Genomic DNA, 24,197 nt, shown 5'->3' on the forward strand with positions numbered 1-24,197 from the left:
TCTGGGCGCGCTCACCGGACAAGGGCAGCGCGCTACCAGATCGGTGTCATATGCTCGCGCATCCGGCACGTTCCTGATGTGCTGGTACCGGCGCGGACCCCGACGTGCCGTCCACGATCTCGAGAGGTACCCGCCTCGTGACCAACGAACACCCCGACGTCCGTCGTCCCTCCGCGCACCACCTCGACGAGGCGGAGCAGGCGGCCGAGGCCGAGCGCGCCATCGCCATCCGCGAGGAATCCGAGCGCGCCGAGGCCGGCCACGCCGGCGAGGCCGCGCTCGTCGTCCCCGTGCCCGAGGAAGACGACGACGACCTCGACGCCGAACTCGCCCCGAGCGGTCCGTCGATCGCCGGGCTCCTCGCTTCCCCCACCCCTCGGACCGCGCAGGCATCCGCCGTGTCGGTGGCGCGGCCGGGCGACGGCGGTGTCCTCCACGATCCCGACCTGCTCGCCGCACCGAACCGCGCCAATGCCCGTCGTGCGACGCGCCGGAACGTGCTCATCGCCTCCATCGGGTTCGTCGTGCTCGGGCTGGTGCTGCTCGTCATCGCGGCGCCGACGCACGCACCGATCTCCGTGCCGATCGTGCTCATCGTCGCCGGACTGCTCGGTGCGGCCCTGTCGCTCGTGCTCCGCCGCGACAGCCGGGAGGACCGGGAGCCGTCCCACGGATCAGCCGAGGGCCGACGCCGACGCTGAGTCGCCGGGTCGGGCCTCCCGGTCGTGTCCCCGCGGCACCCGGAGCGCGCCGTTCCGGCGCGGTCAGACCACCGAGAACCCGTCCGGGAGCGACCCGCGCCCGGTCAGGGCCAGGAGGACCGCCTCGCCGTCGCCGCGCGCGTTGCCGGCCGACACGGCCAGGACCGCGCACGACTCCACCGCGTCCGGCGGGGGCGCGCACGGCACCTCGATCGCGCGTGCGAGGTCGATCGTGTGCACGACGAGCTCGAACACCCGCGTACGCAGGTACTCCTCGAGCGGGATCCCCATCCCGCCGATCGACACGGCACGGTCCGGGGGAGCCGCCTCGATCGCGGCCTTCGCGCGGGCCAGGGCGTCCGTGATCCGCAGGAGCTGCTCGTCCCCGAGCCAGATCCCCGCAGCGATCCCGCGCTGCGTCACGGTGTTCGAGTCCGTGAACTGCTCGTAGACGGTGGCGTAGTACAGCGCCGCGGTCGGGATCGTCACCTCGGCCGGGGGCTCGAGGTGCAGGTACTGCTCGACCGTCAGGAGCGCGCGCGTGGTGTGCCCGACCAGGCTCCGCACGGTCCACTCGCCCAGTGCCGGTCGCTCCCACGCGTCGTGGGGGACCTGCGCGACGACGGCCACGAAGGCATCGGCGGACGAACTGAACTGGGCAACGCTGCTCATCATCACATCGTGGCCGCTCCTTGCGGTGTGCGTCCACCGGATACACGTCAGCGACCGTCCAGTCCCGTGGTGTGAGGTGGGGTCCATGACCCTTGACATCACGTACACCGCGATCGCCCACGCCACGGGCGGCGGTCGCGACGGACACGTCCGGAGCGAGGACGACCGCCTCGACTTCGACACCCGCCCGCCCACGGAGATGGGTGGCAACGGCGAGGGCACCAATCCCGAGCAGCTGTTCGCCGCCGGGTACTCGGCCTGCTTCCTCGGCGCCTACCACCTGGTCGGCAAGCGGCTCGGCGTCGACACCACCGACGCCTCCGTTTCCGCCAGCGTGAGCATCGGCGACAACGGCGAGGGCGGGTTCGGCCTGGCCGTCGAGCTCGACATCTACGCCCCGAACGTGCCGGCGGACCGTCGGCAGGAGGTCGCCGAGGCCGCGCACCAGGTGTGCCCGTACTCGAACGCGACGCGCGGCAACGTCGAGGTCACGCTCTCGCTCGTCGACTGATCGTCGGCGAGCAGCGCCGAACGCCCGGTCCCCGATGCGGGGGCCGGGCGTTCCACGTGCCGGGACGTCGTACTCCTGTTCGTGAGTGGTTGTCAAACCCCAGTGTTGGAGCGAACGTACCCGCCACCCCCGGGCCTAGCGTGCGCAGGAGAACAGCTCGTGAAGGGGGCGCCATGCGACGGAGCGTGGGAATGCGGTTGTCCGCGGTCGGCTTGTCCGCGGGACTGGTGGTTGGAGGTGCCCTCGTCGTCGCAGGACCGGCGTCAGCGGCACCGGGGGATGCGTCGGCGGTCGGCATCAGTGCCGTCGCGGACGCGGATGTCGCAGGCGTGGCCGCGCTGGACGTCAACGCGGCCGTCGGTGACGTCGCGGTCACGGGATCAGGTGACCGCGCCTTCACCGATGCGGACGGCTCGACGCTGGCCGATGTCGCGGCGGCGGACATCACCGTCGGGGCGGTGACGACGTCGGCGAGCAGCAACGCGACGCGATCCACCGCGTCCTCGCGGATCGCGGGTGCGAACGTGGCGCTGTTCGGGCAGAGCGTGCTCACCGCGGACGCGGCGACCGCGACGGCGACGTGCCCGGTCGGCGGGACGCCGACGAGCGCCGCGGACCTGGTCGGCCTGACCCTGCTCGGCCGTGCGGTGACACTGAACGCCGCCACGCCGACGGCGACGGTGAGCGCGGACCTCACCGGCGCGCTCGCCGGTGCGACCCTGACGGTCCAGGCGAGCCGCGTCCAGACGACCACCGGGACCACCGCGACGGGCACGGCCGTTCGCGCGGTCGCGACGCTGAACGGCACCGTCGCCGGTGTTCCGCTGGTCAACGAGACCGTCGCGACGGTCGTCCTCGCGAACGCGACCTGCGAGACGCCCACCGCGCCGACCCCGGTCACCGCGACCCGGATCACGCCCGCGACCGGACCGACCACCGGAGGCCAGACGGTCACCATCACCGGCACGGGGTTCACGCCCGACACCACCGTGACCTTCGGCGGGACCCGGGCGACGAACGTCCAGGTCGCCGCCGACGGGAACTCCCTGACCGCCGTCACGCCGGTCGGCGCCGCGGGCCCGACCACCGTGGTCGTCAGCGACCCGAACGGGACCGCCCGGCTCGGGTACACGTACGTCGCGCCGACCGTGACCGGGATCACGCCGGACCAGGGCCCCGCTGCGGGCGGGACGTCCGTCACCATCAGGGGAACGGGCCTTCAGAACGCGACCGGCGTCACGTTCGGCGGAACGGCCGGCACCGTCCGCTCCGTCTCCGCGGACGGCACGCAGATCGTCGTCACGACGCCGCCGGGTGCCGGCCTCGCCGACGTCGTCGTCGGGTTCCCCGGTGGCACGACGGTCGCCGCGCCGGACCAGTTCCTCTACGTCACCGCCGGTGCGCCGACGATCACCGGTGTGACCCCCGCGTCCGGTCCGACCTCCGGCGGCCAGACCGTGGTCGTCTCGGGTACCGGGCTCGGTGACGTCACCGGCGTCACGTTCGGTGGCGTTCCGGCGACGATCCTGGGCACGCCGACCGACACCAGCGTCACCGTCACCACGCCCGCCGGCGCGGCCGGGCCGGTCGACGTCGTCCTGACCGACCCGGCCGGTGCAGCCCGTGACGATGACGGCTACACCTACCGCGCCGCACCCACCGTCACGGGCACCGACCCCGGGCAGGGATCGACGACGGGAGGCACGACGGTCACCGTGAGCGGAACCGGCTTCGTGCCCGGCGGGACCAGCGTCACGATCTGCGGGACGACCATCCCCGCTGCGGACGTGACGGTGAACGCTGCCGGCACCCGGCTGGTGTTCACGACGCCGGCCTGCGACCCGGGAGCCACGACGATCACCGTCACGACGACCGGTGGCACGAGCGGCGCCACGGGCTTCCGCTACGTGGCTGCGGCGGCCACCGGGACCGACGCGACCGGTGCAGGCACCGGCGCTGCGCCGCTGACCGGCGACCGTGGCGGTGACGGCACCGGGGCGAACGCCCTCGCCTACACCGGCTCGGACGCCCGACCCGCTGCGATCACGGGCATCGGCCTGCTCGGGCTCGGCGGGATCGTCGCGCTCATCGGGTACCGACGCCGCCGCCACCTGCGTCTCCGCTGACGCGGCGACCGGTGACCTGGAGGCCGCCGTGGGTGATCCTGATCACCCGCGGCGGCCTCCGTCGTCCGTGGGCTACTGCGCTGCCGCGTGCCGCTGCAGGTGCTCCGACGTCTTGAGCGTCAGGTAGGAGCACAGGTGGCCGATCGCGCTCACCTCGGCCGCCAGGGTCAGCACCTGCTCGGCCGAGACCCGGGCGTCGTTCTCACGGCGCTCGAACGTCACCGTCCACTCCGGCGAGACACCGATCTCGCGCTGCAGGTAGACCTCGGTGCCACTGGTCTCCAGGTGCATGACGATGAGCGCGGTGTCGATGGTCGCCTGGTCCCACGACATGTCGACCGCCTGCGGGCTCGAAAGCAGGTGCGACGACCCCGCCCGGAACTCCGAGATCCAACCCTCGAGCTCGTCCATCGTCAGTCGGGGCACGGCGCCTCCTCGGGGCGGGATCGTGCGGCGGTCTCATCCGTCGCGTGAGCCATTGTCCCTGATCGGACGGGCTGCTCGTGTCAGCCGACCCGGTCCACGTCCTCGGTGTCGACCTCATCGCGGTCGCTCAGCGGCTTCCGCATCACGACGAAGTGCACGTCCGGCACGAGCGGCGTCGCGCCCCAGGCCTCGGCTGGGAACGGCCGGGTCGCGCCGGTCGGCACGAACCCGAGGCGTCGGTACCAGGCGATGAGTGCCGACTGCTGCGCGACGACCGTGATCTCGAGCGCGGCGGCGTCGAACGTCGTGCGGGCGTGTTCGGCGGCGGCCTCCATCATCCGGCGCCCCAGGCCCCTGCCCTGGATCGTCGGCTCGACCGCGAAGGTGCCGAAGTACGCGAGGCCTGGGCCATGCCGCTGGACCTGGCAGGTGGCGATGATCCGGCCCTCGTCGACGCCGACGAACACGACCGAGTGCGGCGCAGCGATGAGCGCGCGGATCTGCTCCGTGTCGGTGCGTCGACCGCCGATGACGTCGACCTCACTCGTCCAGCCCTCGCGGCTCGCCTCGCCGCGGTAGGCACGCTCGACGAGGTCCGCGACGGTCGCGGCGTCCTCGAGCGTGGCGCGGCGGATCGTCAGGGGAGTGCTCATGGACCAACCGTAAACGCGGTCGCGGGGTGCGGCGGTCCTCTCGGGCCGGTGGTGGGGTCGATGCGGACGTCACGCGTGCGGCGGGGAGGGGTCGGGCCTCCCGAGCCGGTGGCGAGGCGGCGTCGCGGTCCTACGCTGAGGACATGTCAGCGGAACGATGCCCCTGCCTGAGCGGCAATCCGTACGCGGAGTGCTGCGGCCCCCTGCACGCGGGAGCGGCCGCGCCCACGGCCGAGCGGCTCATGCGCTCGCGGTTCACGGCGTTCGCGCTCACCATGCCGGAGTACCTGTTGACGTCGTGGCACCCGCGGACGCGGCCGACGAGCCTCGAGCTCGACCCGATGATGCGGTGGACGCGACTCGACGTCCTCGGGACCAGCTCGGGAGGCCCGTTCGACACGAGCGGGACCGTCGAGTTCCGCGCGTGGTGGCGGACGCCCTCGGAGCGGGGCGAGCTGCACGAGGACAGCGCGTTCGTGCGCGAGGCCGGGCGCTGGTTCTACGTGGACGGTGTGACGAGCTGACGCCGGTTCCTCCCGGTGGCCGGTTCCTCCCGGTGGCCGGTGCCTCCCGGTGGCCGGGCCCCTCCCGGTCGTCGGTCCCTCCCGGCAGGGGGTCAGTCGGCGTGCTCGACGGCCTGGACCGCCGCGGCGACGCCGCCGCTCCACGGGGCGCCGTGACCGGGGAGCACCCAGTGGGCGTTCGTGTCGACCAGGGCGCGGAGCGACCGGACCGCCTGCTCGGGTTCGTCGGTGAACGGCGCGGGCGCGGGACCCGTGCGGCCGGTGAGGACATGCCGGGTCGTCAGGCCGTCGCCGACGAACACGGCGTCGACGGCCGGGACGAACACGGCGATGCTGCCCGGCGAGTGCCCCGGCGTGCTGATGATCCGCGGGGCGCCGGGGAGGTCGAGGGTCTCGCCGCCGTGCACCTCGACCACCTCGGTGAGCCAGTTCGTCCGGAGCCCGCCCTTGCGCATCGAGTAGCCGACGAATCCGAGCAGGGGGCCGAGGCGCATCGACTGCTTGCCGGCCTTCGGCTTGTCGCCGCCCTTGGCCCGCGCGGCGTCGGCGGCGTGGACGTACACGGGGACGCCGCGCTCACGGCGCAGGCGTTCGGCGAACCCGACGTGGTCGGAGTCGCCGTGGGTCAGGACGAAGCCGCGCACGTCGTCGAGCGAGCGGCCCATCGAGGCGAGTTCGGCGACCAGGTCGTGCCACGACCCGGGGAGGCCGGCGTCGATGACGGTGATGCCCTCGGGCGCCACGACGAGGTACGCGGCGACGATGTCGTTGCCGATGCGGTGGAGGTTCGGTGCCAGTTCCATGATGGCTACTGTACGTAGCCATGATGGCTACCGTCAATAGCTATGCTGATGGACATGCCCACCCCGGAACGCACCTCCCTCGACGCGATCGTGACCGCCGCCCGTGACCTGCTCGAGCACGACGGGCTGGCCGGTCTCACCATGCAGTCCGTCGCGCTGCGGGTCGGGGTGCGGGCGCCCTCCTTGTACAAGCGGGTGTCGAGCCGCGACCACCTGATCCAGCTCGTGGCCGAGGCGACCCTGTCGGACCTCGCGGGGCGGATGGAGTCCGCCACCACTGCCGCCGAGGTCGCCGACGTGTTCCGGGCGTTCGGGCACGAGCGGCCCGCTGCGTTCCAGCTCGTCATGACGCCGGGCGCGGGTGTCTCCGCTGCCCGGCCGGAGTTCGGCGCTGCGGCCAGTGTCGCCGTGGTGCGGTTCGGCGGCGAGCTTGCCGGCGAGGAGCACGCGCTCGAGGCGGCGCGGACCCTCACGGCCTGGGTGGTGGGGTTCGTCGGCATGGAACTCAACGGGCGCTTCGAGCTCGGCGGGGACGTCGAGGCGGCGTGGGCGTTCGGGCGGGAGCGCATCGTCGCGGCACTGGGGATGGGGCGCTGACGCAGGTCGGGTGCGCATGCGGACGACAACGGGGCATGCGGCCGCGTGCGCACTCGTCGTCCGCATGCGCAGCCCTGGCGTCAGGCTCGGTCCCGCGCTGGCGTCAGGCTCAGTCCCGCGCCGGCTCGAACCCGTGGCGGCGATCGCCGAGCACCCGCTCGGTGACCTCGCGCTCGGCCTCGGGCGAGAACGGCTCCTGCCGCGCTCGCACCGCCGCGGCCGTCTGCTCCTCGATGAGGTCCATGTTGACGGCCGCGCCGGCCATCACGCCCGCGGCGGCGGAGCTCATGACCTGCGCGCCGATGTCCGTCACGTTCCCGGCCGCCCACACGCCGGGCAGTGCAGTCCGACCGGTCGGGTCGGCCGGGACGTGTCGGCCCATGCCGCTCGGATGCTCGGCGACCTCGCCGCCGAGGTGCTCGAACACGTCCGCTCGGGCGACCACCCGCGTCTGCACGGCCACCGCGTCGAGGGGGAACACATGCCCGTCGTCGAGTTCGACGCCCGTCAACCGGTCGTCGTCGACGAGCACCCGAGCGACCGGACCCTCGACGACGCGGATGCCCCGAGCCGCCAACCGCTCCCACTCCTCGTCCGAGGGCTCGGGCATCGTGTGCCGGAAGAGCGTCACGTCGTCGCTGAGCTGCCGGAAGAGCAGCACCTGGTGGACGGCCATCGCGCCGGAGCCGAGCACGCCGATCCGCTGGCCCCGGACCTCCCAACCGTGGCAGTAGGGGCAGTGCACGACGTCGCGCCCCCAGCGCTCGCGCAGTCCGGGCACGTCGGGGAGCTCGTCGACCGCGCCCGACGCCAGGACGAGACGGCGGCCGCGGAGTCGGCTGCCGTCCTCGAGGCTGACGGCGATGCGGTCGCCCTGCCGTGCGGCGGCGGTCGCTCGTCCGACGGCGATGCGGACGCCGTAGCGCTCGGCGTCCGCGCGGGCCACGCGCAGGAGGTCGGTCGGTGCGGTCCCCTCGCGGCCGAGGACGTTGTGGGCGGCCCCCGCCCGTGCGTTCCGGGGCTCGCCCGCGTCGACGACCACCACCGATCGCATCGAGCGCGCCAGTGCCGTCGCGGCGCTCAGGCCGGCCGCACCGCCGCCGATGACGACGACGTCGTGGTCAGTGTGTGTGGGCATGTCGTTCCTCCTCGTTCGACCGTCAGCTTGTGCGGTGCTCGCGGAAGTGGCAATCGTTCTTGCGGGAATGGCAAAGTGAGTCCATGGACGAGACGTGGGAACGCACCCTCGACGCGGTCGGCGGCCGGCTTCGGAAGCTCCGGACGAACCGCGGATTGACGCTCGCGCAGGTGTCCGCCGCCACCGGGGTGTCCGTGAGCACGCTGTCACGGCTCGAGTCGGGCGGGCGACGTCCCACACTCGAGCTGCTCCTCCCGCTCGCCCGCGAGTACCAGGTGCCGCTCGACGAGCTCGTCGGAGCGCCGCCGAGTGGCGACCCGCGCATCCACATCCGACCGTTCCGCGCCCACGGCCACACGATCCTGCCGCTCGGGCGCGGGGCCGTCGGGATCACCGCGTTCAAGCACGTCATGCCGGGGCGGGTCGCGCCGGCCGTGCCCGAGCCCATGACCCATCCCGGGCACGAGTGGCTGTACGTCCTGACCGGCCGACTCCGCCTCGTGCTCGGCGACCAGGACATGGTGCTCGGTCCCGGTGAAGCGGCCGAGTTCGACACCCGCACCCCACACTGGTCCGGTGCTGCGGGGCCGGAAGCGGTCGAGTTCCTCAGCCTGTCCGGGAGGAGCGGGGAGCGCGCGCACGTCCTGCCCACGTCCGGCGCGCGGTAGCGTAGGGGCGTGCGCAACTCGTCATGGCAGGAGGTCGCCGGCGGTCCATCCGCCGACGTCAGGTGACGGCCGCCCCGGCCCCCGCTTCCGCGGATGCCGGCTGGCGGCGCAGTGGATCGATCCCGGTCGTCGTGACCGTCGTCCGCTGTGCCCTCCTCCCCATGACACCCGCCCGGCGCCAGCGCGCCCGGGCTGAGAGAACGGCACACCCATGCTCCCCATCACCGAGAAGGCCATCCGCGCCGCGTTCGTGAACGCCTCGCGGAAGGAGGTCTCCGACATCACCCTGCCCACCGGGTTCGACGCCCTCGACTGGGACGCGCTCGACTACCTCGGCTGGCGCGACCCGAAGATCGGACGTCGGGCGTACGCGATCATCCCCGACGGCGACGCCCTCGTCGGCATCCTGTTCCGCCAGGCCGATGGCGGCACCCGCACCCGGCCGCAGTGCGCCTGGTGCCAGGACGTCCGCCTGCCGAACGACGTGCTGTTCTACAGCGCGCGCCGGAGTGGGGCCTCGGGGCGGAACGGCAACACCGTCGGCACGCTCGTCTGCGCCGACTTCCAGTGTTCGGCCAACGTGCGGAACCCACCGCCGCCGGCGTACCTCGGGTTCGACGTCGAGGCGGCCCGGCAGGAGCGCATCGTCAGCCTCCGGCAGCGGGCGGCCGCGTTCGCGCGGGACGTGCGGGGGGCGTGAACCGTCCGGGGGGCGTGAGCCGCTGGGGAGGCGCGGGCCACTGGGGAGGCGCGGGCCGCGCCTCCCCAGTGCATCGGAATTGACAATCATTATCGATAGTGAATAGCGTCGCGGTGCGGGCGCAGCGTGGTCGCCGCCGCCCGTCCCTGTCGAGCGGCCTCGGAACGGACCTCCACCCCTCATGCGTCAACGCGCCCTCATCGCCCTCGCCGCCGTCGCCGGCGCCGCCGCTCTCGGTCTCACCGGATGCTCGAGTTCCGGAGGGGCGGGTGGAACGTCCGGATCCGGGTCGTCCGCCTCCGGTGGCTCCGGGTCCTCCGGCCGCATCGACGTCGTGGCGTCGACCAACGTGTACGGCGGCCTCGTGTCGACGATCGGCGGCTCCCACGTCCACGTGACGAGCATCCTGTCCGACCCCTCGCAGGACCCGCACTCGTTCGAGGCCTCGCCCCGCACCCAGCTCGCCGTGTCCCATGCGGACCTGCTCATCGAGAACGGCGGCGGGTACGACTCGTACATGGAGACCCTGCGTGACTCCACGAAGTCCAAGGCCGACCTCATCGACGTCGTCAAGCTGTCCGGGCTCCAGAAGGCCGGCGACGACGACTTCAACGAGCACGTGTTCTACAGCTACCCGACCATGGTCCGGTTCGTCAGTCGCGTGGCGACCGAGCTCGGCCAGGAGCAGCCCGCGCACAAGGGGTCGTTCCGGGCCAACGCGGCACGGGTCACCAAACAGCTCCAGGGCCTCGAAGCGCAGACGGCAGCGCTCAAGCAGCAGGACGCCGGCGACCGCGTGGCCTACACCGAGCCGGTGCCGGGTTACCTGTTCGACGCGATCGGGCTGCGCAACGTCACCCCGCAGGACTTCTCGGAGGCGATCGAGGAAGGCGACGACGTGCCACCCGCGGCGCTCAACGACACGCTCCAGCTGTTCAGTGGCAAGGACCCCGTCAAGCTCCTCGCCTACAACGACCAGACCTCGAGCCCCGAGACCGAGCAGGTCAAGTCCGCGGCGCGCAGCAACCACGTGCCGGTCGTCGGCGTCACCGAGACCCTGCCGTCCGGCAAGGGCTACATCGCCTGGCAGCAGAGCAACATCGACGCCGTCAAGAAGGCGCTTGCGGGCTGATCGCCGACAGCCCGACCGAGGCCCGCATGGCATCGCGGACGCGGGCCTCGTCGGGCAGCAGCAGGTCGGCGTCCCCGCTCGTGAAGAACCGGATCTGACCGATGGCCTGCTCGACGAGCATGTCGAGCCCGTTGAGCACCCGGCCGCCCGCTGCCGACCAGCGCTCGGCGACCACCGACGGCCACGGGTCGTACGCGACGTCGAACAGGACGGCGTCGTCGCCCGACGGGTGCAGTTGCAGGGTGTCGGCGGCGCCGCCCGGCAGCGTCGAGATGACGAGCCCCGACGCGGGAGCATCGGGCAGGTCCGCCAGCGGGTGCACCTCGAGCGTCACACCGAGCCGCGTCGCGAGCAGCACGAGTTCGCTCGCCTTCGTCGTGTCGCGCAGGTACACGCGCACGAACGACGCACCGAGACGGAGTGCCGCGAACAAGGCGCTCGCCGCGGTGGCTCCGCCGCCCAGGATCGTCGCGGCACCCGGCACGTGCCCCAGGGCCTCGACCGGGCGGACGATGCCGTCGACGTCGGTGTTCGCCCCCGAGAGCACGGTGCGGCCGGCCTCGGTCCGGAGGAGCAGGGTGTTCGCGACGCCGAGCTCGTCGACGAGCGGCGTCGTGCGATCGAGCAGGGGCAGGACCTCGCGCTTGAGCGGCATCGTCAGGCTCAGGCCGCGCCACGAGCTGTCCAGGTCACCGACGAACGCCTCGAGCTCGCCGGAGCCGACCTCGTGCCGCTCGTACGTCAGATCGAGACCGAGGGCCTGGTACGCCGCGGCGTGCAACGTCGGCGAGAGCGAGTGGTCGATCGGCTGACCGAGGACGGCGAGGCGGGTGCGGTCGGGATCGGGGAGAGCAGCGGGCACAGCGCATCACCCTACCGACCGGCACCGTGACCGCTGGGCGACTCAGCTGGGCAGGAGCGGCGAATCCGCGGGGTCGAGCGGTGCCGCCCCGGTCGCCCCGAGTGCCCGGATCAGGTCGAACCGCGAGGCGTCCTCGGTGCCCGGCTCGGCCGTGTTCGTGACGATGTGCAGGTCCTCGCCTGACACGTTGAGCACGTCGCAGTCGAGCAGCACCGGCCCGACCGTCGGGTGCAGGATCGTCTTCCGCTCCGTCCGGTGTCGGGCGGCGCCGACCTGCGCCCACAGCTCGGCGAACCGGGGACTCCCGGCGACGAGCTCGTCGATCAGCGCCTGCAGCTGCCGGTCCTGCGGGTAGCGCACCGTCGTCGTCCGCAGGTCCGACGTGATCGCCTGCTCGAACCGCTCGGTCTCGCCCTCCTCGCGCAGCAGCCGGGTCGGCGAGCCGAGGAAGTGCCGCCGGACGACGTTCCGCTCCGGCCCGCTCGCCGGAGGAGCGCCGTGCAGCGCGTCCCATGCCGCGTTGGTCGTCAGGATCGTCCAGTCCGCGCTGCACACCGCGATGGCGGCGTCCGGCATCCGCGTGATCAGCCGTTGCACGCTCGGTGGCACGAACGTCGGGACCACCGTCGGTAACGGAGCGGCGAGCCCGGCCGCCACGTACAACTGGTCGCGCTCGCCCTCGGACACCTGCAGCGCGCGGGCGATCGCGGCGACGACCTGCGCCGACGGCCGGTCCGCCCGCCCCTGCTCCAACCGCACGACGTAGTCGACCGACACCCCGGCCAGGGCCGCCAGTTCCTCACGCCGCAACCCAGCCGCCCGCCGCCCGGCACCGGCCGGGAGGCCCGCCGCGGCCGGGTGCAACCGGTCGCGCCACGCGCGCAGCAGGGTCGCGAAGTCGCCTCGTTCGGTCATGCATCGATGGTCCCACCGACCGCGGTCCCCTGGGTGGTACCGCCGGTCACACTGTTGACGGTTCCCTGGTAGCCCCCGCTGTGGAGGAGCACGGTGGAGCCATGACAACGACACTCATCACCGGCGGCAACAAGGGACTCGGGTACACGGCGGCGCAGCGACTCCGCGACCTCGGGCACACCGTCGTCATCGGATCCCGCGACCCCGAGCGCGGTGCATCGGCAGCAGCGGAGCTCGGCGTGGACTGGATCACCATCGACGTCGCCTCCGACGAGTCGGTCGCGACGGCCGCCACCGAGTTCACCGAGCGGTTCGGCACGCTCGACGTGCTCGTCAACAACGCGGGCATCGCCGGAGGCCGTGCACCGCTCGACGAGGTGGACGGGCCCGCGATCGCCCAGGTGCTCGACACGAACACGGTCGGCCCCGTCCGGGTCGTCCACGCGTTCCTCCCGCTGCTCCGTCGTTCCACGGCACCCGTCGTCGTGAACGTCTCGAGCGGCCTCGGCTCGTTCGCCGTCCGCGCCGACGACTCCCGGATCGAGGCGCAGATCCCGACCCTCTCGTACAGTGCGAGCAAGGCCGCGCTCAACATGCTCACGACGATCTACGCCAAGTGGATCCCGGAGGTGCGCTTCAACGTGGTCGACCCCGGCTACACCGCCACCGACCTCAACGGCAACTCCGGCCACCAGACCGTGGAGGAAGGCACCGACGCGATCGTCGCCATGGCCACGATCGGCGCCGACGGCCCGACCGGCACGTTCGTCGATCGCAGCGGCGCCGTCGCCTGGTGATCGGGCCATCGGCCACGGCCGGGAGGCGGGGCGCGCGTCCGACGTGCGTCGCGCCTCCCGGCCACGTCCTGGAGGGGCGGTGTGCGTCCGACGTGCGCCGCGCCACCCGGCGGGGCCGCGGACGCGTCGCTAGCGCTGGGCGATGAGGACGGCGGCCGCGTCGCGGGCCTCGGCGGCCCACGGCAGCTGCGGCTCAGTGTGTGCGCCCACCATGGCACCGTCGTAGAGCATCGCGAGCCGGATCGCCGTCGCGGCGGGGTCGGCGGTGCCGGCCCGGCTGGCGAGGTCGGTGAAGAGCGCCCGGATCCAGGTGCGGTGCTCGACGTTCACGACGTGCGCGGGCGAGTCCGTCGTGCTCTCGGCCTCGGCGTTGATGAACGGACAGCCGTTGAAGTCGTCCGTCGCGAACCACGTGCCGAGCAGGTCGAAGACCATGAGGATCTGCTCTGCCGCGTCGACGTCGGCCGCGGCGAGCTGCGTCGTGAGATGGTCGCGCCAAGCGAGGCTCCGGCCCTCGACGTACGCGCCGACCAGGTCGTCCTTCGTGCGGAAGTACGTGTACATGGTGGCCTTCGACACGTTCGCGGCATCGGCGATCGTGTCGACGCCGGTCGCGTGGATGCCGTCGGCGTAGAAGAGCCGGTCGGCGGTCTGCACGACGCGGTCGAGCGCAGGGCGCTTGCGGGTGCGGGGTGTCGTGGTCGCCACGTCGGGCCTCCTTGAACTGATCTGTTCAGTCTACGACGCGGGCGGGGGCGCCGATCGAGACGGCGGCGTCCCCGCGCCTTCCGCGTCAGGCCTGCGGCTGGTACGCCAGATCGGCGGCGGTGAGGCCCTCGAGCGCCATCCCGAACGGGACGTCCTGGGTCAGCCGGCGCCGCAGGGCGAGGTTGAGCGTCTGCTTCTGCAGCGAACGGTAGAGCGCGGGCTTGGCGGCGAGCTTCCGCGCGATCTCGATGCCGCGCTCGAGGGCGTGCTCGTGCGCGACGACCTCGTTGACGACACCCCACTGCAACGCGGTCTGCGCGTCGATGGTCTCGCCGGTCCAGAGCAGCCACTTGGCGCGCTGGGTGCCGGCGATCTCCTCCCACACCACGTGCAGGCCGTCGCCGGCGGTGATGCCGAACGCGGGGTGTGGGAAGTCGCCGTAGGTCGCCCGCTCCGACGCGATGTGCACATCGGCGAGCAGCAGGTACTCCGAGTGGATCGTGGCGGTGCCGTTCGCGACGCCGACGACCGGCATCGGCAGGTCGAGGAGGCGCTCGAGGACCTTGCGGCCCTCGACGCGGGTCTTCTCCCACGCGGCCGGCTTGAAGATCTCGCCGAGGCTCGGGCCGTCGATGTCCTTCATGAAGTGCTCGCCGGTGCCCGTGATGACCAGGGCCCGGTTGTCGGCATCGAGCGCGATGTCCTCGAGAGCCTGGGGGAGGTCCTCGTGGGTCCGGCCGGTGAAGGTGAGAGGTCCGCCGTCCGTGTGGAAGCGGAGGACGAGCACGCCGTCCTCGTCGCGCTCGAAGGCGAGGTTGTCGTACTGGTCGAAGTAGGTGGGCGTGGTCATGGTGGCTCCTCGGGCTCGGTTGGCAACTGAACAGGTCTGTTCAGCCGCGTTGGCTCAACCATACAGATCAGTTCAGTTACGTCAAGCCGGACTCCCGGGAGGCGTGGGGGCGGCTTAGGGTAGCCTCACCTTCGTGACTGCCAGCCGTCGGCCCGCGCGCCGCCTCCGTTCCCTCGTCGCCGCCATCGCGACCGCCGTCGTGGCCACCCTCGTCCTCGCTGGGTGCAGCAGCGGCACCGCCTCGAACAGCGCCTCGCAGACGGCGACGAGCGGCTCCTCCTACCCGGTGTCGGTGCAGACCGCGTTCGGCACGACGACGATCCCGTCCGCGCCGAAGCGCGTGGTCGCGCTCGGGTGGGGTGACGCCGAGACGGCCCTCGCCCTCGGTGTCCAGCCCGTCGGCGCGAGCGACTGGCTCGCGTTCGGCGGCGAGGGCGTCGGCCCCTGGCTCAAGGGCGCGTACACCACGTCGCCGAAGATCATCGGCACCCTCGAGCCGAGCTACGAGCAGATCGTCGCGCTCAAGCCCGACCTGATCCTCGACACGAAGAGCTCGGGCGACAAGGACCGCTACCAGAAGCTCTCCGCCATCGCCCCGACCGTCGCCATCCCGAAGGGCGGCGCGAACTACCTGACGAGTACCGACCAGCAGGTGACCATGATCGCGAAGGCCCTCGGCAAGGTGCAGCAGGGCAAGGACCTGCTCGACCAGGTGGACTCCGCGTTCGCCAGCGCGCGGAAGGCTCACCCCGAGTTCAAGGGCAAGACGGCCGTCATCGGTGCGTACACATCGAGCGGGTACGGCGCCTACGCCTCGGGCGACTCCCGCGTCGCGTTCATGAAGCAGCTCGGGTTCACCCAGCCGAAGGCGGTCGACAAGGCCGCGGGCAGCGCGTTCTCGGCGACGCTGTCGAACGAGAACCTCGACCTGCTCGACGCCGACCTCACCGTGATCCTGCCGATCTACACGACGGCGGCCCAGGCGTCCTCGAGTCCGTTGTTCAAGCAGGTGCCCTCGGTGAAGAAGGGTCACGTCATCGTCGAGCGCAACGCGGACGTCTCCTCCGCGTTCTCGATCGGGACCGTGCCCGCGATCCTCTGGGCCCTGAAGCGGCTGCCGGACCAGTTCGCGGCGAAGCTCGGCTGACCCGCCCCGGGCCCTCGGCCCCGCCCCGGGCCCTCGGCCTCGCCCCCGCCCTCCTTCGGAGACCGCCTGTTCCCGACACTGTGCGCGTCGTCCGACAACGGGAACGTCGCTTCATACGTCCGCAGATACTGCGTGCGCATGTGACGACGGAACCACTGTCGGACGACACGAGTTCGGTCGTCTGTGGACACGACGCCGTCCGAGCAGTGCTCCGCGGCCGGGAGTTGGATGAGCGACATGACCGATGACAGCGCCTTCCGCCCCGCCGGCTACACCAGCCTGACCCCGTTCCTCGTCGTGCACCCCGCGGCCGAGGCGATCGCGTTCTACGTCGATGTATTCGGCGCCGAGGTCGTCTACCGCCTCGACGCTCCCGCCACCCAGGGCGGCGAACCGTTCGTGGGGCAGGCGGAGCTCGACTTCGGGACCGGGCGACTGCAGCTGTCCGACCCGATGCCGGCGATGGGACTGACCCCGCCGCAGAAGGGCGGCGACGGCGTCAGCAGCTCGACCGTCCTCTACGTGGCGGACGTCGACACCGTCTACGCCAGGGCGGTCGCAGCAGGGGCCGACGGGCGCGAGGCCCCGAGTGACTTCGTGTCCGGCGATCGCTTCGCTTCGATCATCGACCCGTTCGGACACCGCTGGGCCCTGCTCAGCCGCCGCCCGGACATCTCCGAGGAGCAGAGCATCCGCGCCGTCGAGGAGTGGTGGGGGCAGGCCGCCGCACAGCTCGCCGCCGACGCCTGAGCACCGGGCTGCTCAGCGCCCGAGCCGTAGCCAGCGCCCGAGCCGTAACCAGGGCCCGGGCCGTGCCCGAGCCCGAGCCCGAGCCCGCGGTCGAGGCCCGGTGTGGGACGAGGTGCTCGAGGATCCCGCGTCGCCCCCAGGTCATGCGACGGGTGACGTGACCGGCCACGACCCCCGTGTGCCGCGAGGGATGGCCGATCGCCGCCGCCCGTGGACGTCAGAGTGAACGCCTCCCGTTCATGACGTCCACCCGACCGCGGTCGCCGCGGTCCGCGGTGGTGGAAGGCCCACGCTGCCCCGATGCACACGCAACACCACAGGAACCGCCCCGGCGGCGCACCCATCCGGAGGCGGATCGCGGCTCTCGCAGCCGCCGTCCTCACCGCGAGCACCGCTCTCGCCACCGGCGTCCTCGCGCCCGTCGCCGACGCCCGCACCGTCTCGGATTCGCCCACGGGCTGCGGGTACGGCAGTGGAGGGACTGAAGCGTCCAATCTGTGCTGGTTGGACATGTCCTCGTACGACGAGGGTCAGGCGCGCTCCGCGACCGGCCAGACGATGAGCGCCCGGCTCCCCGGCGGTTACGTCCTGCGATACACCATCAGGACCGCGACGCCGAGCGGGTACCGTGCCGGCACCACGCGTGCTGCGAGCACACCGACGTACAAACAGGCGTACATCGGGACGCAGATCTACCGGGGCATCCCAGGTCGACCGGCACTCGGGTTCGACGACGCGCGGAACGTCGGGGCGCGCTTCGCATTGAGCGACATCCACGTCGAGGACGCGTCGGGGACGCCGGTCACAGGATGGGGCATGGTCGCCGCCGATGCGGAGACCTCGGAAACCCACGAACGGATCGACTTCGCGTCGGACGTTCCGCTCGGTCGCCTCGACGTCCCGGATCCGGCGCGACCCGCATGCAGCGGGGGCGTGACCGGGATCGGATCGACCGCGGTCCGGTGCGAGGGGGGCAGAGGACCGTTCGGCGCGCTCGTGCTCCAGGCGAACGAACCGACGTCGATCGAGGCCGTCCTGAGCGAGACCAACCGCAGCGGCGCGGAGGCTGTCGCGTTCGCGTTCGTCACGTCGAGGTTGACTCTGCGGAAGGCGGTCGACGGCCGCTCGAGTCCGTCCGACTCGTTCGACACGGCGATCACGTCACCGCAGGGGACCATCCTGGCATCCGCGACGACCGGGGGTGCCGACACCTCGACGACGGGGTCGACCACGGTCCTCCCGGACAGCCGTGGAGGCGCGTTCACGCTCTCCGAGACCGCCACCACGGGCACGGGCACCGACCTGTCCGGGTACGCGCAGCAGTGGACCTGCACCAACGCGAATCCCGGGAGCCCGACGCGGTTGCCGTCGGGCGGCGGCACCGTCCAACGCGTGACCCCGGCGGCCGGTGACGACATCACGTGCACGGTCACCAACAGCGCCCGGAGCTACACGGTGACCAAGTCCGCCTCAGCGACGGTCGCACAGCCGGGGGACCGCGTGTCGTACACGATCACGGTGGCCAACACGGGGAACGTCGACTACACGTCGGAGGACCCCGCGTCGTTCACGGACGACCTGACGGGTGTCCTCGACGACGCCAGATACCGCGACGACGCGTCCGGTGGTGCGGTCGTCACCGGGAAGACCCTCTCCTGGTCGGGCGCGCTCGCGGCCGGTGCGACCCGCACGATCACGTACTCGGTCACGGTGGACGATCCCGACCAGGGTGATCACCGACTCCGCAACGTGGTCGCCCCGTCGTCCCCGGGCGGGACCTGCGGAGCGGCCGGGTGCGCCACGACGACGCCGGTCCGGTCGTACGTCCTGACGAAGACGGCGGACCGTTCCGACGTCGTCGCGGGATCGACCGTCCGCTACACCATCACGGTCGAGAACACGGGCGCGGCCCCGTACACGGACGCGCATCCGGCGTCGTTCGAGGACGACCTCGCCCAGGTCCTCGACGACGCCGCGTACGGCCGGGACGCGACGGCGTCCGGCGGTGCCGTGGCGTACGACGAGCCCGGGCTGCGGTGGTCGGGGCCGTTGGCGGTGGGGGCGAAGGTCACCGTGACGTACTCCGTCCTCGTCGGTGATCCGGGTGGTGGCGGTGACGGCCGGCTCGACAACACCGTCGTCGGCACTGCTCCGGGCGCCAACTGCACGACCACACACCCGGACCCGGGCTGCACGGCCCACGCCCGCGCCGCCGCCTACACCGTCGAGAAGCGAGCGTCTGCGTCGGTCGCCGACCCGGGCGACGTCGTGACCTACACCGTTCGGGTGTCGAACACCGGCAAGGTCGACTACACGGCTGGGAACCCGGCCTCGTTCACCGACGACCTCTCCGGCGTGTTCGACGACGCCGACCACCAGGGCGACACTCCGGACGGCGCGACGATCTCCGGGAACACCCTCTCCTGGTCGGGGGCCCTGGCCGTGGGGCGGACGAAGACCATCACCTACTCGGTGGCCGTCCACGACCCGGACACGGGCGATCACGAGCTCGTGAACTCCGTCCGACCGACGGCCGCAGGGGGCTCCTGTGGGACGGCAGGGTGCGCCACGACCACGAAGGTGCGCTCCCTGGCGGTGAGCAAGACCGCCGACGTCGACGTCGTCACGCCCGGGGGGACGGTCACCTACACCGTGACGATGCGGAACACCGGTACCGCGGACTACACCGCGGCACACCCGGCGACGTTCGTCGACGACCTGTCGGGGGTGCTCGACGACGCGACCGTCGACACCCTCCCGGACGACGTCACCTACCGCGAGCCGGAGTTGACGTGGAGCGGCCCGCTCGCCGCCGGCGCCTCCGAGGCGTTCACCTACTCCGTCACCGTCGGTGACCGTGCCGCGAGTGACGCCGACGACGTCCTGACCAACACCGTCGTCGCGCCCCACAGCAACTGCCGCTCCGACCTGCAGGACCCGACGTGCGTCGTGCGGGTCCCGGTCCGCTCGTACTCCGTGCAGAAGACGGCCGACACCGACCACGCGGATCCGGGGGACGTCGTCACCTACACCGTCACGGTGGAGAACACCGGGGCCGTCGCGTTCACGGACGAGGACCCGGCGTCCTTCGAGGACGACTTGTCGGCGGTCCTCGACGACGCGACCTACGACCGGGACGCTGACCACGGCGCGACGGTGTCGGACGCCACCCTCGCCTGGTCCGGGGCGCTCGGGGTGGGCGAGACGACGAGGGTCTCGTACTCGGTGACCGTCGACGATCCCGACACCGGCGACCGTTCGCTCGTGAACGTCGTCACCCCGAGTGCTCCGGGCGGTGCCTGTGTGACCGACGCAGGATGCACGACGACCACGGTGGTCACGCCTCCCGAGCCCGAGCCCGAGCCCGGCGCGGAGGTCGCGCCGGACGAACCGGTGACCGGCGCGGCGGTGCACACCGGGGGCACGGTCGCCGAGCCCGGGGCGGGCGCGCGCTGGTGGACGGTGCTCCTCGGTGCCGGAGGCACAGCGCTCGCCGGTGTGGTGCTGTTCACGGTCCTCCGGCGTCGCCAGCGGTGACCGATCCGCAGGCGGATCCCGCGCGACGGGGACGTCGGACGGGCCGGCGCCGGCCGCGGGTGCTCCTCGCGGCCGGCGCCCTCGCCGTGCTCATGATCGTCGGTGGCGTGGGCGGGTACTTCCTGGACGCCGGACCCTCAGCGGCCGGAACGGCGGTGGACATGCGCGGCAACGCCGTTCAGCTCGACCCGGAGGGTCCGATCGCGACCCGGCCCGCGACCGGGGCCGGAGCCACGACCGGGGCCGGAACCGCGGCCGGGCAGGAGGAACGGGCCGGCTCCCGGTTCATCGTCAGGTCCCTCGATCTCGACGTGCCCCTCGCTCGGCTCGCCGCCGTCGGCGGGGTCATCACCCCGCCCGGGTTCACGTCCGCCTACGTCGTGGACGGTCTCGGGGCGTCTCTCGCCGAGGGGGACCGCGGCACGGTCTTCGTGGTCATGCACTCCCTCCGCAACGGCGGCCTCGCGCCGGGGAACTTCTTGATCGACGTCGCTCGGCGGCGTGCTTCGGTGGCACCCGGAACGGTCATCAGCGTCGGCGGTGTCGAGTACCGCGTCAGCACGGCGCGCGTCGTGCCGAAGGGTCGGCTCGCGTCGACGTCGTCGATCTGGAGGGACGTGCCGGGCCGACTCGTCGTGATCACGTGCCTCCAGCGACCGGACGGCCGCCGCTCCGTCGACAACGTGGTGATCGAGGCGACCCGGGAGTGAGCGGGGCCCGCCACGCGGTGCGGCCGGGAGGCGCGGCTCAGGACGCGAAGAACGACCCGATGAACGCGAACGCGAGCGCGATCAGCGGGAACGACCCCTGCACCAGCGCGGAGTTGCGGTAGCGGCGACCGGTGGCCCCGAGGATCACCGATGCGCCGACCATGCACGCGCACGCGAAGACGACGAGAGCCCACCCGGTCGCGCTGCTGCCCGTGACGACGAGGACGACCCCGAGCACCGCCCCGATCGCCAGGAAGAGGTTGTAGAAGCCCTGGTTGAACGCCAGTGTCCGGGTCGATCGCGCCTCGGCCTCGTCCGTGATGCCGAACACCTGACGCGTGCGCGGGCTCGTCCAGGCGACGGATTCGAGGAAGAAGATGTAGACGTGCACCAGTCCGGCGAGGACGGCGAACACACACGAGATCCCGAGCACGATCGACATGGGAACCATTGTCCCAGGAGCGGGGAGATGCCCGGACCACGCCCGGGAGTGGTGTGGACGGCAGTGGTGTCAGCGGGGTGTGTGGGGGAACCCCCGATCAGAGTGCGCGGAACGTCCGCCGCTCCCGGCCCTCCAGATGGGGGATCGCTCCCAGCGTGCCGTACTCCGAGAAGTGGGGCGAGTCGATGTGTGCCTGGAACGCGTCGTCGTCGACGTACTTCTCGAAGATCCGGAACACGCGCGGCTCGGCGTCGTCGACGTAGACCTCGTACACGAGGTTGCCCGGCTCCGCGTGCGTGGCCTCCACGAGGCTCTGCAGGGACTCGGCGACCGTCCCCTCGTGTCCCTCGATCGCGATCCACGTGGCGCTGACGATCGTTGCCATCCTCGACTCCGTTCCCGTGCCTCCCGGCCCGCGCCGGTCCCGGCCGACGCCGGGCGCTGCCGAGCCTAGGCGGGCAGGAGGGCCGTGTCCGGCATCCTCCCCTCCACAGCGCCGACCGCACCGCCGTCGTCCCCAGGGTCAGCCGGGAGGCCCCGGCGCGCCCGCCCTGGCGCGTAGCGTCACCGACATGGACCGCCCCGTGATCGTGCTCGACGTCAACGAGACCCTCTCCGACCTGTCGGCGCTCACCCCGGCCTTCGAGGCCGAGGGGGCTGCCGGTGCCCTCGCGCAGACCTGGTTCGCCGCCACCCTGCGCGACGGCTTCGCCCTGACGATGGTGGGCGAGTCCCGTTCGTTCGCCGAGGTCGGACGCCCCGTGCTGCTCGGGCTCCTGGCACACGTCGAGGGTCTGCTCGACGAGCCGGCGGATGCGGCTCACGCGATCCTCGGAGCGTTCGCCGAGCTCCCGCCGCACGACGACGTCGCAGCGGGGATCACCGCGCTCGCTGCAGCGGGGCACCGGATCGTGACGCTGTCGAACGGGGCGGGAGCCAACGCACGGGCACTGGTCGAGCGTGCCGGGGTCGGGGACCTGGTCGAGCGGCACCTCGGCGTCGAGGACACGGGCGTCATGAAGCCCCACCCGGACGCCTACCGGCGGGGGCTCGCGTCGCTCGGGGTCGAACCGGGCGATGCCATGCTCGCCGCGGTGCACCCCTGGGACCTGCACGGTGCTCGGCGGGCCGGGCTCCGGACGGCGTTCGTCGACCGCACCGGAGCGCCCTGGCCGGCGGTGTTCGAGCGCGCCGAGTTCGCCGTGCCGTCCCTCGTCGAGCTCGCAGGCGTGATCCACATGTGAGTGCTCTCCACAGCCGCTGTCACACAGCGACCCGTGGTGGTGGCCGCCGTTAGGCTCGTCGCATGACCGCCGCCGATCAGCCCTCCGGGACCACCACCGACACCCGAGGAACCCGCTCGGCCTCACCGTACGAGCGCTCCGCGGTCGACGAGCTCGCGGCGATCCGGCAGAGCATCGACAACATCGACGCGGCCGTCGTGCACATGCTCGCGGAGCGGTTCAAGTACACGCAGCGGGTGGGGTACCTGAAGGCCGCGGCCGGTATGCCGCCGGCGGACCCGGAGCGCGAGCAGGTCCAGGTCGCGCGGCTGCGGTCGCTCGCGGCGGAGTCGCACCTCGACCCCGCCTTCGCCGAGAAGTTCCTCAACTTCATCATCGCCGAGGTGATCCACCACCACGAGCGCATCGCGGTGGGCGACGAGTGACGGACACCGCGGACGGGGCGGGGCAGGGACTCGCCGCGCTGCGGTTCCTCGTCGGCGGGTACACGGCATCCCGGGGTGGGAACGCGACGGGGATCTCCCTGGTCGAGGCGGACACCGCGGGTTACCTGGCGGCGCGGACCATCGCCGTCGTCGACAACCCCTCGTTCCTCGTGCAGTCCGGCGACAGCGTGTTCGCCGTGTCCGAAGCGGCGGAGGGCAGCGTGCATGCGTTCCGCCGTCACGACGCCACCCTCGAGCACCGTTGGGATGCCCCGAGCCACGGTGCAGACCCCTGCCACGCGCACGTCGATCCGTCCGGGGTCCTGCTGCTTGCGAACTACTCCTCGGGCAGCGTCGGTGCGGTCGCACTCGAACCAGCGGACGTGCACGCCGAGTCGGTCCTCCACGACGGGACGGTCGCGTACGAGCACGGCGCGGAGACCCGGGCGGGAGCCCCGGTCCTCTCGACGACCGGCACCGATCTCCCGCACGGCTCGGGGCCGGTCGTGACTCGGCAGGAGCAGCCGCACGCGCACCAGGTCGTCGCGGGCCGCAACGGCACCGTCCTGGTCTCGGACCTCGGCGGGGACGCGATCCACGAGTACCGCATCGGTGTCGACGATGACGGCGCCCCCGTCATCGACCACGTCCGTCAACATGCCCTGCCCGCCGGGACGGGGCCTCGGCACATGGCGTGGTGGGGCGACCACCTGCTCGTCAGCGGGGAGCTCGACGGACGGGTGCACCGCCTCCAGGCCGATGCCGGCGGCGTCCTGCACGACGTCGAGAGTGCACCCGCGTTCGACGGGCCCGTCGGCGAGACGCTGCTGTCCCACATCGAGGTCGACGACACCGGTCGCGTGTACGTGGCGGCTCGCGGGCGCGACACCATCTGCGTGCTCGATGCCGCACAGGGGCTGCGACGCCTGGCGGAGGTCCCGTGCGGTGGATCGTGGCCGCGGCACTTCGCCCGCGTCGGCGGGTTCCTCCTTGTCGCGAACGAGCGGTCCGACGGCGTCGCGGTCCTGCCGCTCGACCAGGACGGCATCCCTGGTGTCCCCGTCGCGGTCGTCCCCGTTGGGACCCCGACCTGCATCGTGCCCATCGCCTGAGCCGAGGGTCGGGCCCGGGGCGACGTGTCCGCGGGCGCCGTGTCCAC

At 72.3% G+C, this 24,197-nt stretch carries 27 protein-coding genes; 16 read left to right on the forward strand and 11 right to left on the reverse strand.

The window, feature by feature from the left end:
- Window positions 1–137: 137 nt before the first annotated feature.
- Complete coding sequence (locus DEI93_RS02760; protein ID WP_111011288.1) at window positions 138–701, forward strand: DUF3040 domain-containing protein; 564 nt, start codon at window positions 138–140, stop codon at window positions 699–701.
- A gap of 63 nt (window positions 702–764) precedes the next feature.
- On the opposite strand, the gene DEI93_RS02765 is transcribed toward DEI93_RS02760, so the two are convergent.
- Window positions 765–1,373, reverse strand: coding sequence for a maleylpyruvate isomerase family mycothiol-dependent enzyme (locus DEI93_RS02765; protein ID WP_181436032.1), 609 nt, complete (start codon window positions 1,371–1,373; stop codon window positions 765–767).
- Between the two features lie 85 nt (window positions 1,374–1,458).
- Between DEI93_RS02765 and DEI93_RS02770 the strand changes: the two genes are divergently transcribed.
- Window positions 1,459–1,884, forward strand: coding sequence for an organic hydroperoxide resistance protein (locus DEI93_RS02770; RefSeq protein WP_111011329.1), 426 nt, complete (start codon window positions 1,459–1,461; stop codon window positions 1,882–1,884).
- A 329-nt stretch (window positions 1,885–2,213) separates the two neighbouring features.
- On the forward strand, window positions 2,214–4,010 hold the full coding sequence (locus DEI93_RS02775) for an IPT/TIG domain-containing protein (protein WP_146244404.1): 1,797 nt from the start codon (window positions 2,214–2,216) through the stop codon (window positions 4,008–4,010).
- 72 nt (window positions 4,011–4,082) lie between these two features.
- Here DEI93_RS02775 and DEI93_RS02780 read toward each other — a convergent pair whose 3' ends face one another.
- Both DEI93_RS02780 and DEI93_RS02785 read right to left on the reverse strand, forming a co-directional pair.
- On the reverse strand, window positions 4,083–4,436 hold the full coding sequence (locus tag DEI93_RS02780; RefSeq protein WP_111048921.1) for a hypothetical protein: 354 nt from the start codon (window positions 4,434–4,436) through the stop codon (window positions 4,083–4,085).
- 80 nt (window positions 4,437–4,516) lie between these two features.
- Window positions 4,517–5,089 (reverse strand): GNAT family N-acetyltransferase, encoded by a 573-nt coding sequence (locus tag DEI93_RS02785; RefSeq protein ID WP_220037876.1) that lies wholly within the window; start codon window positions 5,087–5,089, stop codon window positions 4,517–4,519.
- 143 nt (window positions 5,090–5,232) lie between these two features.
- Between DEI93_RS02785 and DEI93_RS02790 the strand changes: the two genes are divergently transcribed.
- Window positions 5,233–5,613 carry a YchJ family protein gene (locus DEI93_RS02790; protein ID WP_111011280.1) on the forward strand — a complete coding sequence of 127 codons (381 nt, stop codon included), beginning with the start codon at window positions 5,233–5,235 and terminating at the stop codon, window positions 5,611–5,613.
- A gap of 92 nt (window positions 5,614–5,705) precedes the next feature.
- Here the strand turns inward: DEI93_RS02790 and DEI93_RS02795 are convergent, their stop codons facing one another.
- Window positions 5,706–6,416, reverse strand: coding sequence for an MBL fold metallo-hydrolase (locus DEI93_RS02795; protein WP_111119744.1), 711 nt, complete (start codon window positions 6,414–6,416; stop codon window positions 5,706–5,708).
- 54 nt (window positions 6,417–6,470) lie between these two features.
- Here DEI93_RS02795 and DEI93_RS02800 point away from each other — a divergent pair, with 54 nt between their 5' ends.
- The gene (locus DEI93_RS02800; RefSeq protein WP_111012425.1) at window positions 6,471–7,013 is read left to right on the forward strand and encodes a TetR/AcrR family transcriptional regulator; all 543 of its coding nucleotides are present in this window, start codon (window positions 6,471–6,473) and stop codon (window positions 7,011–7,013) included.
- 109 nt (window positions 7,014–7,122) lie between these two features.
- Here DEI93_RS02800 and DEI93_RS02805 read toward each other — a convergent pair whose 3' ends face one another.
- Complete coding sequence (locus tag DEI93_RS02805) at window positions 7,123–8,151, reverse strand: NAD(P)/FAD-dependent oxidoreductase (RefSeq protein WP_111119745.1); 1,029 nt, start codon at window positions 8,149–8,151, stop codon at window positions 7,123–7,125.
- An 83-nt stretch (window positions 8,152–8,234) separates the two neighbouring features.
- Between DEI93_RS02805 and DEI93_RS02810 the strand changes: the two genes are divergently transcribed.
- The 3 genes from DEI93_RS02810 (at window position 8,235) to DEI93_RS02820 (ending at window position 10,651) form a co-directional block, all read left to right on the forward strand.
- Window positions 8,235–8,819, forward strand: a complete 585-nt coding sequence (locus DEI93_RS02810; protein ID WP_111011277.1) for a helix-turn-helix domain-containing protein — start codon at window positions 8,235–8,237, stop codon at window positions 8,817–8,819.
- Between the two features lie 211 nt (window positions 8,820–9,030).
- Window positions 9,031–9,519, forward strand: coding sequence for an FBP domain-containing protein (locus tag DEI93_RS02815; RefSeq protein WP_111119746.1), 489 nt, complete (start codon window positions 9,031–9,033; stop codon window positions 9,517–9,519).
- A 181-nt stretch (window positions 9,520–9,700) separates the two neighbouring features.
- A complete protein-coding gene (locus DEI93_RS02820; RefSeq protein ID WP_111027206.1) occupies window positions 9,701–10,651 on the forward strand; it encodes a metal ABC transporter solute-binding protein, Zn/Mn family in 951 nt (316 codons plus the stop codon).
- Here DEI93_RS02820 and DEI93_RS02825 read toward each other — a convergent pair.
- Both DEI93_RS02825 and DEI93_RS02830 read right to left on the reverse strand, forming a co-directional pair.
- A complete protein-coding gene (locus DEI93_RS02825; protein ID WP_111119747.1) occupies window positions 10,629–11,513 on the reverse strand; it encodes a shikimate dehydrogenase family protein in 885 nt (294 codons plus the stop codon). The genes DEI93_RS02820 and DEI93_RS02825 overlap by 23 nt on opposite strands.
- A gap of 42 nt (window positions 11,514–11,555) precedes the next feature.
- Complete coding sequence (locus tag DEI93_RS02830) at window positions 11,556–12,428, reverse strand: helix-turn-helix transcriptional regulator (RefSeq protein WP_111012304.1); 873 nt, start codon at window positions 12,426–12,428, stop codon at window positions 11,556–11,558.
- A 101-nt stretch (window positions 12,429–12,529) separates the two neighbouring features.
- Between DEI93_RS02830 and DEI93_RS02835 the strand changes: the two genes are divergently transcribed.
- On the forward strand, window positions 12,530–13,225 hold the full coding sequence (locus tag DEI93_RS02835) for an SDR family NAD(P)-dependent oxidoreductase (RefSeq protein ID WP_111012305.1): 696 nt from the start codon (window positions 12,530–12,532) through the stop codon (window positions 13,223–13,225).
- A gap of 129 nt (window positions 13,226–13,354) precedes the next feature.
- Here the strand turns inward: DEI93_RS02835 and DEI93_RS02840 are convergent, their stop codons facing one another.
- Together DEI93_RS02840 and DEI93_RS02845 are read right to left on the reverse strand one after the other, a co-directional pair.
- Window positions 13,355–13,933: a TetR/AcrR family transcriptional regulator gene (locus tag DEI93_RS02840; protein ID WP_111011271.1), complete on the reverse strand. Its 579-nt coding sequence runs from the start codon at window positions 13,931–13,933 to the stop codon at window positions 13,355–13,357.
- An 85-nt stretch (window positions 13,934–14,018) separates the two neighbouring features.
- The gene (locus tag DEI93_RS02845) at window positions 14,019–14,783 is read right to left on the reverse strand and encodes an enoyl-CoA hydratase/isomerase family protein (protein WP_111119748.1); all 765 of its coding nucleotides are present in this window, start codon (window positions 14,781–14,783) and stop codon (window positions 14,019–14,021) included.
- A gap of 133 nt (window positions 14,784–14,916) precedes the next feature.
- Between DEI93_RS02845 and DEI93_RS02850 the strand changes: the two genes are divergently transcribed.
- The 4 genes from DEI93_RS02850 to DEI93_RS02865 all read left to right on the forward strand — a co-directional run bounded on the left by DEI93_RS02850 (window position 14,917) and on the right by DEI93_RS02865 (window position 20,927).
- Window positions 14,917–15,930, forward strand: coding sequence for an iron-siderophore ABC transporter substrate-binding protein (locus tag DEI93_RS02850; protein WP_111011269.1), 1,014 nt, complete (start codon window positions 14,917–14,919; stop codon window positions 15,928–15,930).
- Between the two features lie 237 nt (window positions 15,931–16,167).
- Window positions 16,168–16,680 carry a VOC family protein gene (locus DEI93_RS02855; RefSeq protein WP_111011568.1) on the forward strand — a complete coding sequence of 171 codons (513 nt, stop codon included), beginning with the start codon at window positions 16,168–16,170 and terminating at the stop codon, window positions 16,678–16,680.
- 510 nt (window positions 16,681–17,190) lie between these two features.
- The gene (locus tag DEI93_RS02860) at window positions 17,191–20,217 is read left to right on the forward strand and encodes a DUF7927 domain-containing protein (protein ID WP_181436033.1); all 3,027 of its coding nucleotides are present in this window, start codon (window positions 17,191–17,193) and stop codon (window positions 20,215–20,217) included.
- Window positions 20,214–20,927 (forward strand): class F sortase, encoded by a 714-nt coding sequence (locus DEI93_RS02865; protein WP_111119750.1) that lies wholly within the window; start codon window positions 20,214–20,216, stop codon window positions 20,925–20,927. Before DEI93_RS02860 ends, DEI93_RS02865 begins: the two co-directional genes overlap by 4 nt.
- A gap of 37 nt (window positions 20,928–20,964) precedes the next feature.
- On the opposite strand, the gene DEI93_RS02870 is transcribed toward DEI93_RS02865, so the two are convergent.
- The gene (locus tag DEI93_RS02870) at window positions 20,965–21,369 is read right to left on the reverse strand and encodes a DUF1304 domain-containing protein (protein WP_181436034.1); all 405 of its coding nucleotides are present in this window, start codon (window positions 21,367–21,369) and stop codon (window positions 20,965–20,967) included.
- A gap of 97 nt (window positions 21,370–21,466) precedes the next feature.
- The gene (locus DEI93_RS02875) at window positions 21,467–21,754 is read right to left on the reverse strand and encodes a putative quinol monooxygenase (RefSeq protein WP_111011559.1); all 288 of its coding nucleotides are present in this window, start codon (window positions 21,752–21,754) and stop codon (window positions 21,467–21,469) included.
- A 187-nt stretch (window positions 21,755–21,941) separates the two neighbouring features.
- Between DEI93_RS02875 and DEI93_RS02880 the strand changes: the two genes are divergently transcribed.
- From DEI93_RS02880 to DEI93_RS02890, 3 genes are all read left to right on the forward strand, one after another.
- Entirely contained in the window at window positions 21,942–22,613 is a 672-nt protein-coding gene (locus tag DEI93_RS02880; protein ID WP_111119751.1) for a haloacid dehalogenase type II, read from the forward strand.
- Between the two features lie 62 nt (window positions 22,614–22,675).
- Window positions 22,676–23,038: a chorismate mutase gene (locus DEI93_RS02885; RefSeq protein WP_111011557.1), complete on the forward strand. Its 363-nt coding sequence runs from the start codon at window positions 22,676–22,678 to the stop codon at window positions 23,036–23,038.
- Window positions 23,035–24,150, forward strand: a complete 1,116-nt coding sequence (locus DEI93_RS02890; protein WP_111119752.1) for a lactonase family protein — start codon at window positions 23,035–23,037, stop codon at window positions 24,148–24,150. The genes DEI93_RS02885 and DEI93_RS02890 overlap by 4 nt, the downstream gene beginning before the upstream one ends.
- The last annotated feature ends 47 nt before the right edge of the window (window positions 24,151–24,197 follow it).

The organism is Curtobacterium sp. MCBD17_035 (genome assembly GCF_003234815.2).
Taxonomy (GTDB): domain Bacteria; phylum Actinomycetota; class Actinomycetes; order Actinomycetales; family Microbacteriaceae; genus Curtobacterium.

Bases quoted from the DNA above. Each gene is read 5' to 3' on its own strand.
- DEI93_RS02765 (WP_181436032.1), bottom strand. From the start codon at position 1,373: ATGAGCAGCGTTGCCCAGTTCAGTTCGTCCGCCGATGCCTTCGTGGCC.
- DEI93_RS02795 (WP_111119744.1), bottom strand. From the start codon at position 6,416: ATGGAACTGGCACCGAACCTCCACCGCATCGGCAACGACATCGTCGCC.
- DEI93_RS02880 (WP_111119751.1), top strand. From the start codon at position 21,942: ATGGACCGCCCCGTGATCGTGCTCGACGTCAACGAGACCCTCTCCGAC.
- DEI93_RS02870 (WP_181436034.1), bottom strand. From the start codon at position 21,369: ATGTCGATCGTGCTCGGGATCTCGTGTGTGTTCGCCGTCCTCGCCGGA.
- DEI93_RS02855 (WP_111011568.1), top strand. From the start codon at position 16,168: ATGACCGATGACAGCGCCTTCCGCCCCGCCGGCTACACCAGCCTGACC.
- DEI93_RS02800 (WP_111012425.1), top strand. From the start codon at position 6,471: ATGCCCACCCCGGAACGCACCTCCCTCGACGCGATCGTGACCGCCGCC.
- DEI93_RS02770 (WP_111011329.1), top strand. From the start codon at position 1,459: ATGACCCTTGACATCACGTACACCGCGATCGCCCACGCCACGGGCGGC.
- DEI93_RS02805 (WP_111119745.1), bottom strand. From the start codon at position 8,151: ATGCCCACACACACTGACCACGACGTCGTCGTCATCGGCGGCGGTGCG.
- DEI93_RS02815 (WP_111119746.1), top strand. From the start codon at position 9,031: ATGCTCCCCATCACCGAGAAGGCCATCCGCGCCGCGTTCGTGAACGCC.
- DEI93_RS02860 (WP_181436033.1), top strand. From the start codon at position 17,191: ATGTCCTCGTACGACGAGGGTCAGGCGCGCTCCGCGACCGGCCAGACG.
- DEI93_RS02820 (WP_111027206.1), top strand. From the start codon at position 9,701: ATGCGTCAACGCGCCCTCATCGCCCTCGCCGCCGTCGCCGGCGCCGCC.
- DEI93_RS02885 (WP_111011557.1), top strand. From the start codon at position 22,676: ATGACCGCCGCCGATCAGCCCTCCGGGACCACCACCGACACCCGAGGA.
- DEI93_RS02875 (WP_111011559.1), bottom strand. From the start codon at position 21,754: ATGGCAACGATCGTCAGCGCCACGTGGATCGCGATCGAGGGACACGAG.
- DEI93_RS02830 (WP_111012304.1), bottom strand. From the start codon at position 12,428: ATGACCGAACGAGGCGACTTCGCGACCCTGCTGCGCGCGTGGCGCGAC.
- DEI93_RS02790 (WP_111011280.1), top strand. From the start codon at position 5,233: ATGTCAGCGGAACGATGCCCCTGCCTGAGCGGCAATCCGTACGCGGAG.
- DEI93_RS02785 (WP_220037876.1), bottom strand. From the start codon at position 5,089: ATGAGCACTCCCCTGACGATCCGCCGCGCCACGCTCGAGGACGCCGCG.
- DEI93_RS02835 (WP_111012305.1), top strand. From the start codon at position 12,530: ATGACAACGACACTCATCACCGGCGGCAACAAGGGACTCGGGTACACG.
- DEI93_RS02845 (WP_111119748.1), bottom strand. From the start codon at position 14,783: ATGACCACGCCCACCTACTTCGACCAGTACGACAACCTCGCCTTCGAG.
- DEI93_RS02810 (WP_111011277.1), top strand. From the start codon at position 8,235: ATGGACGAGACGTGGGAACGCACCCTCGACGCGGTCGGCGGCCGGCTT.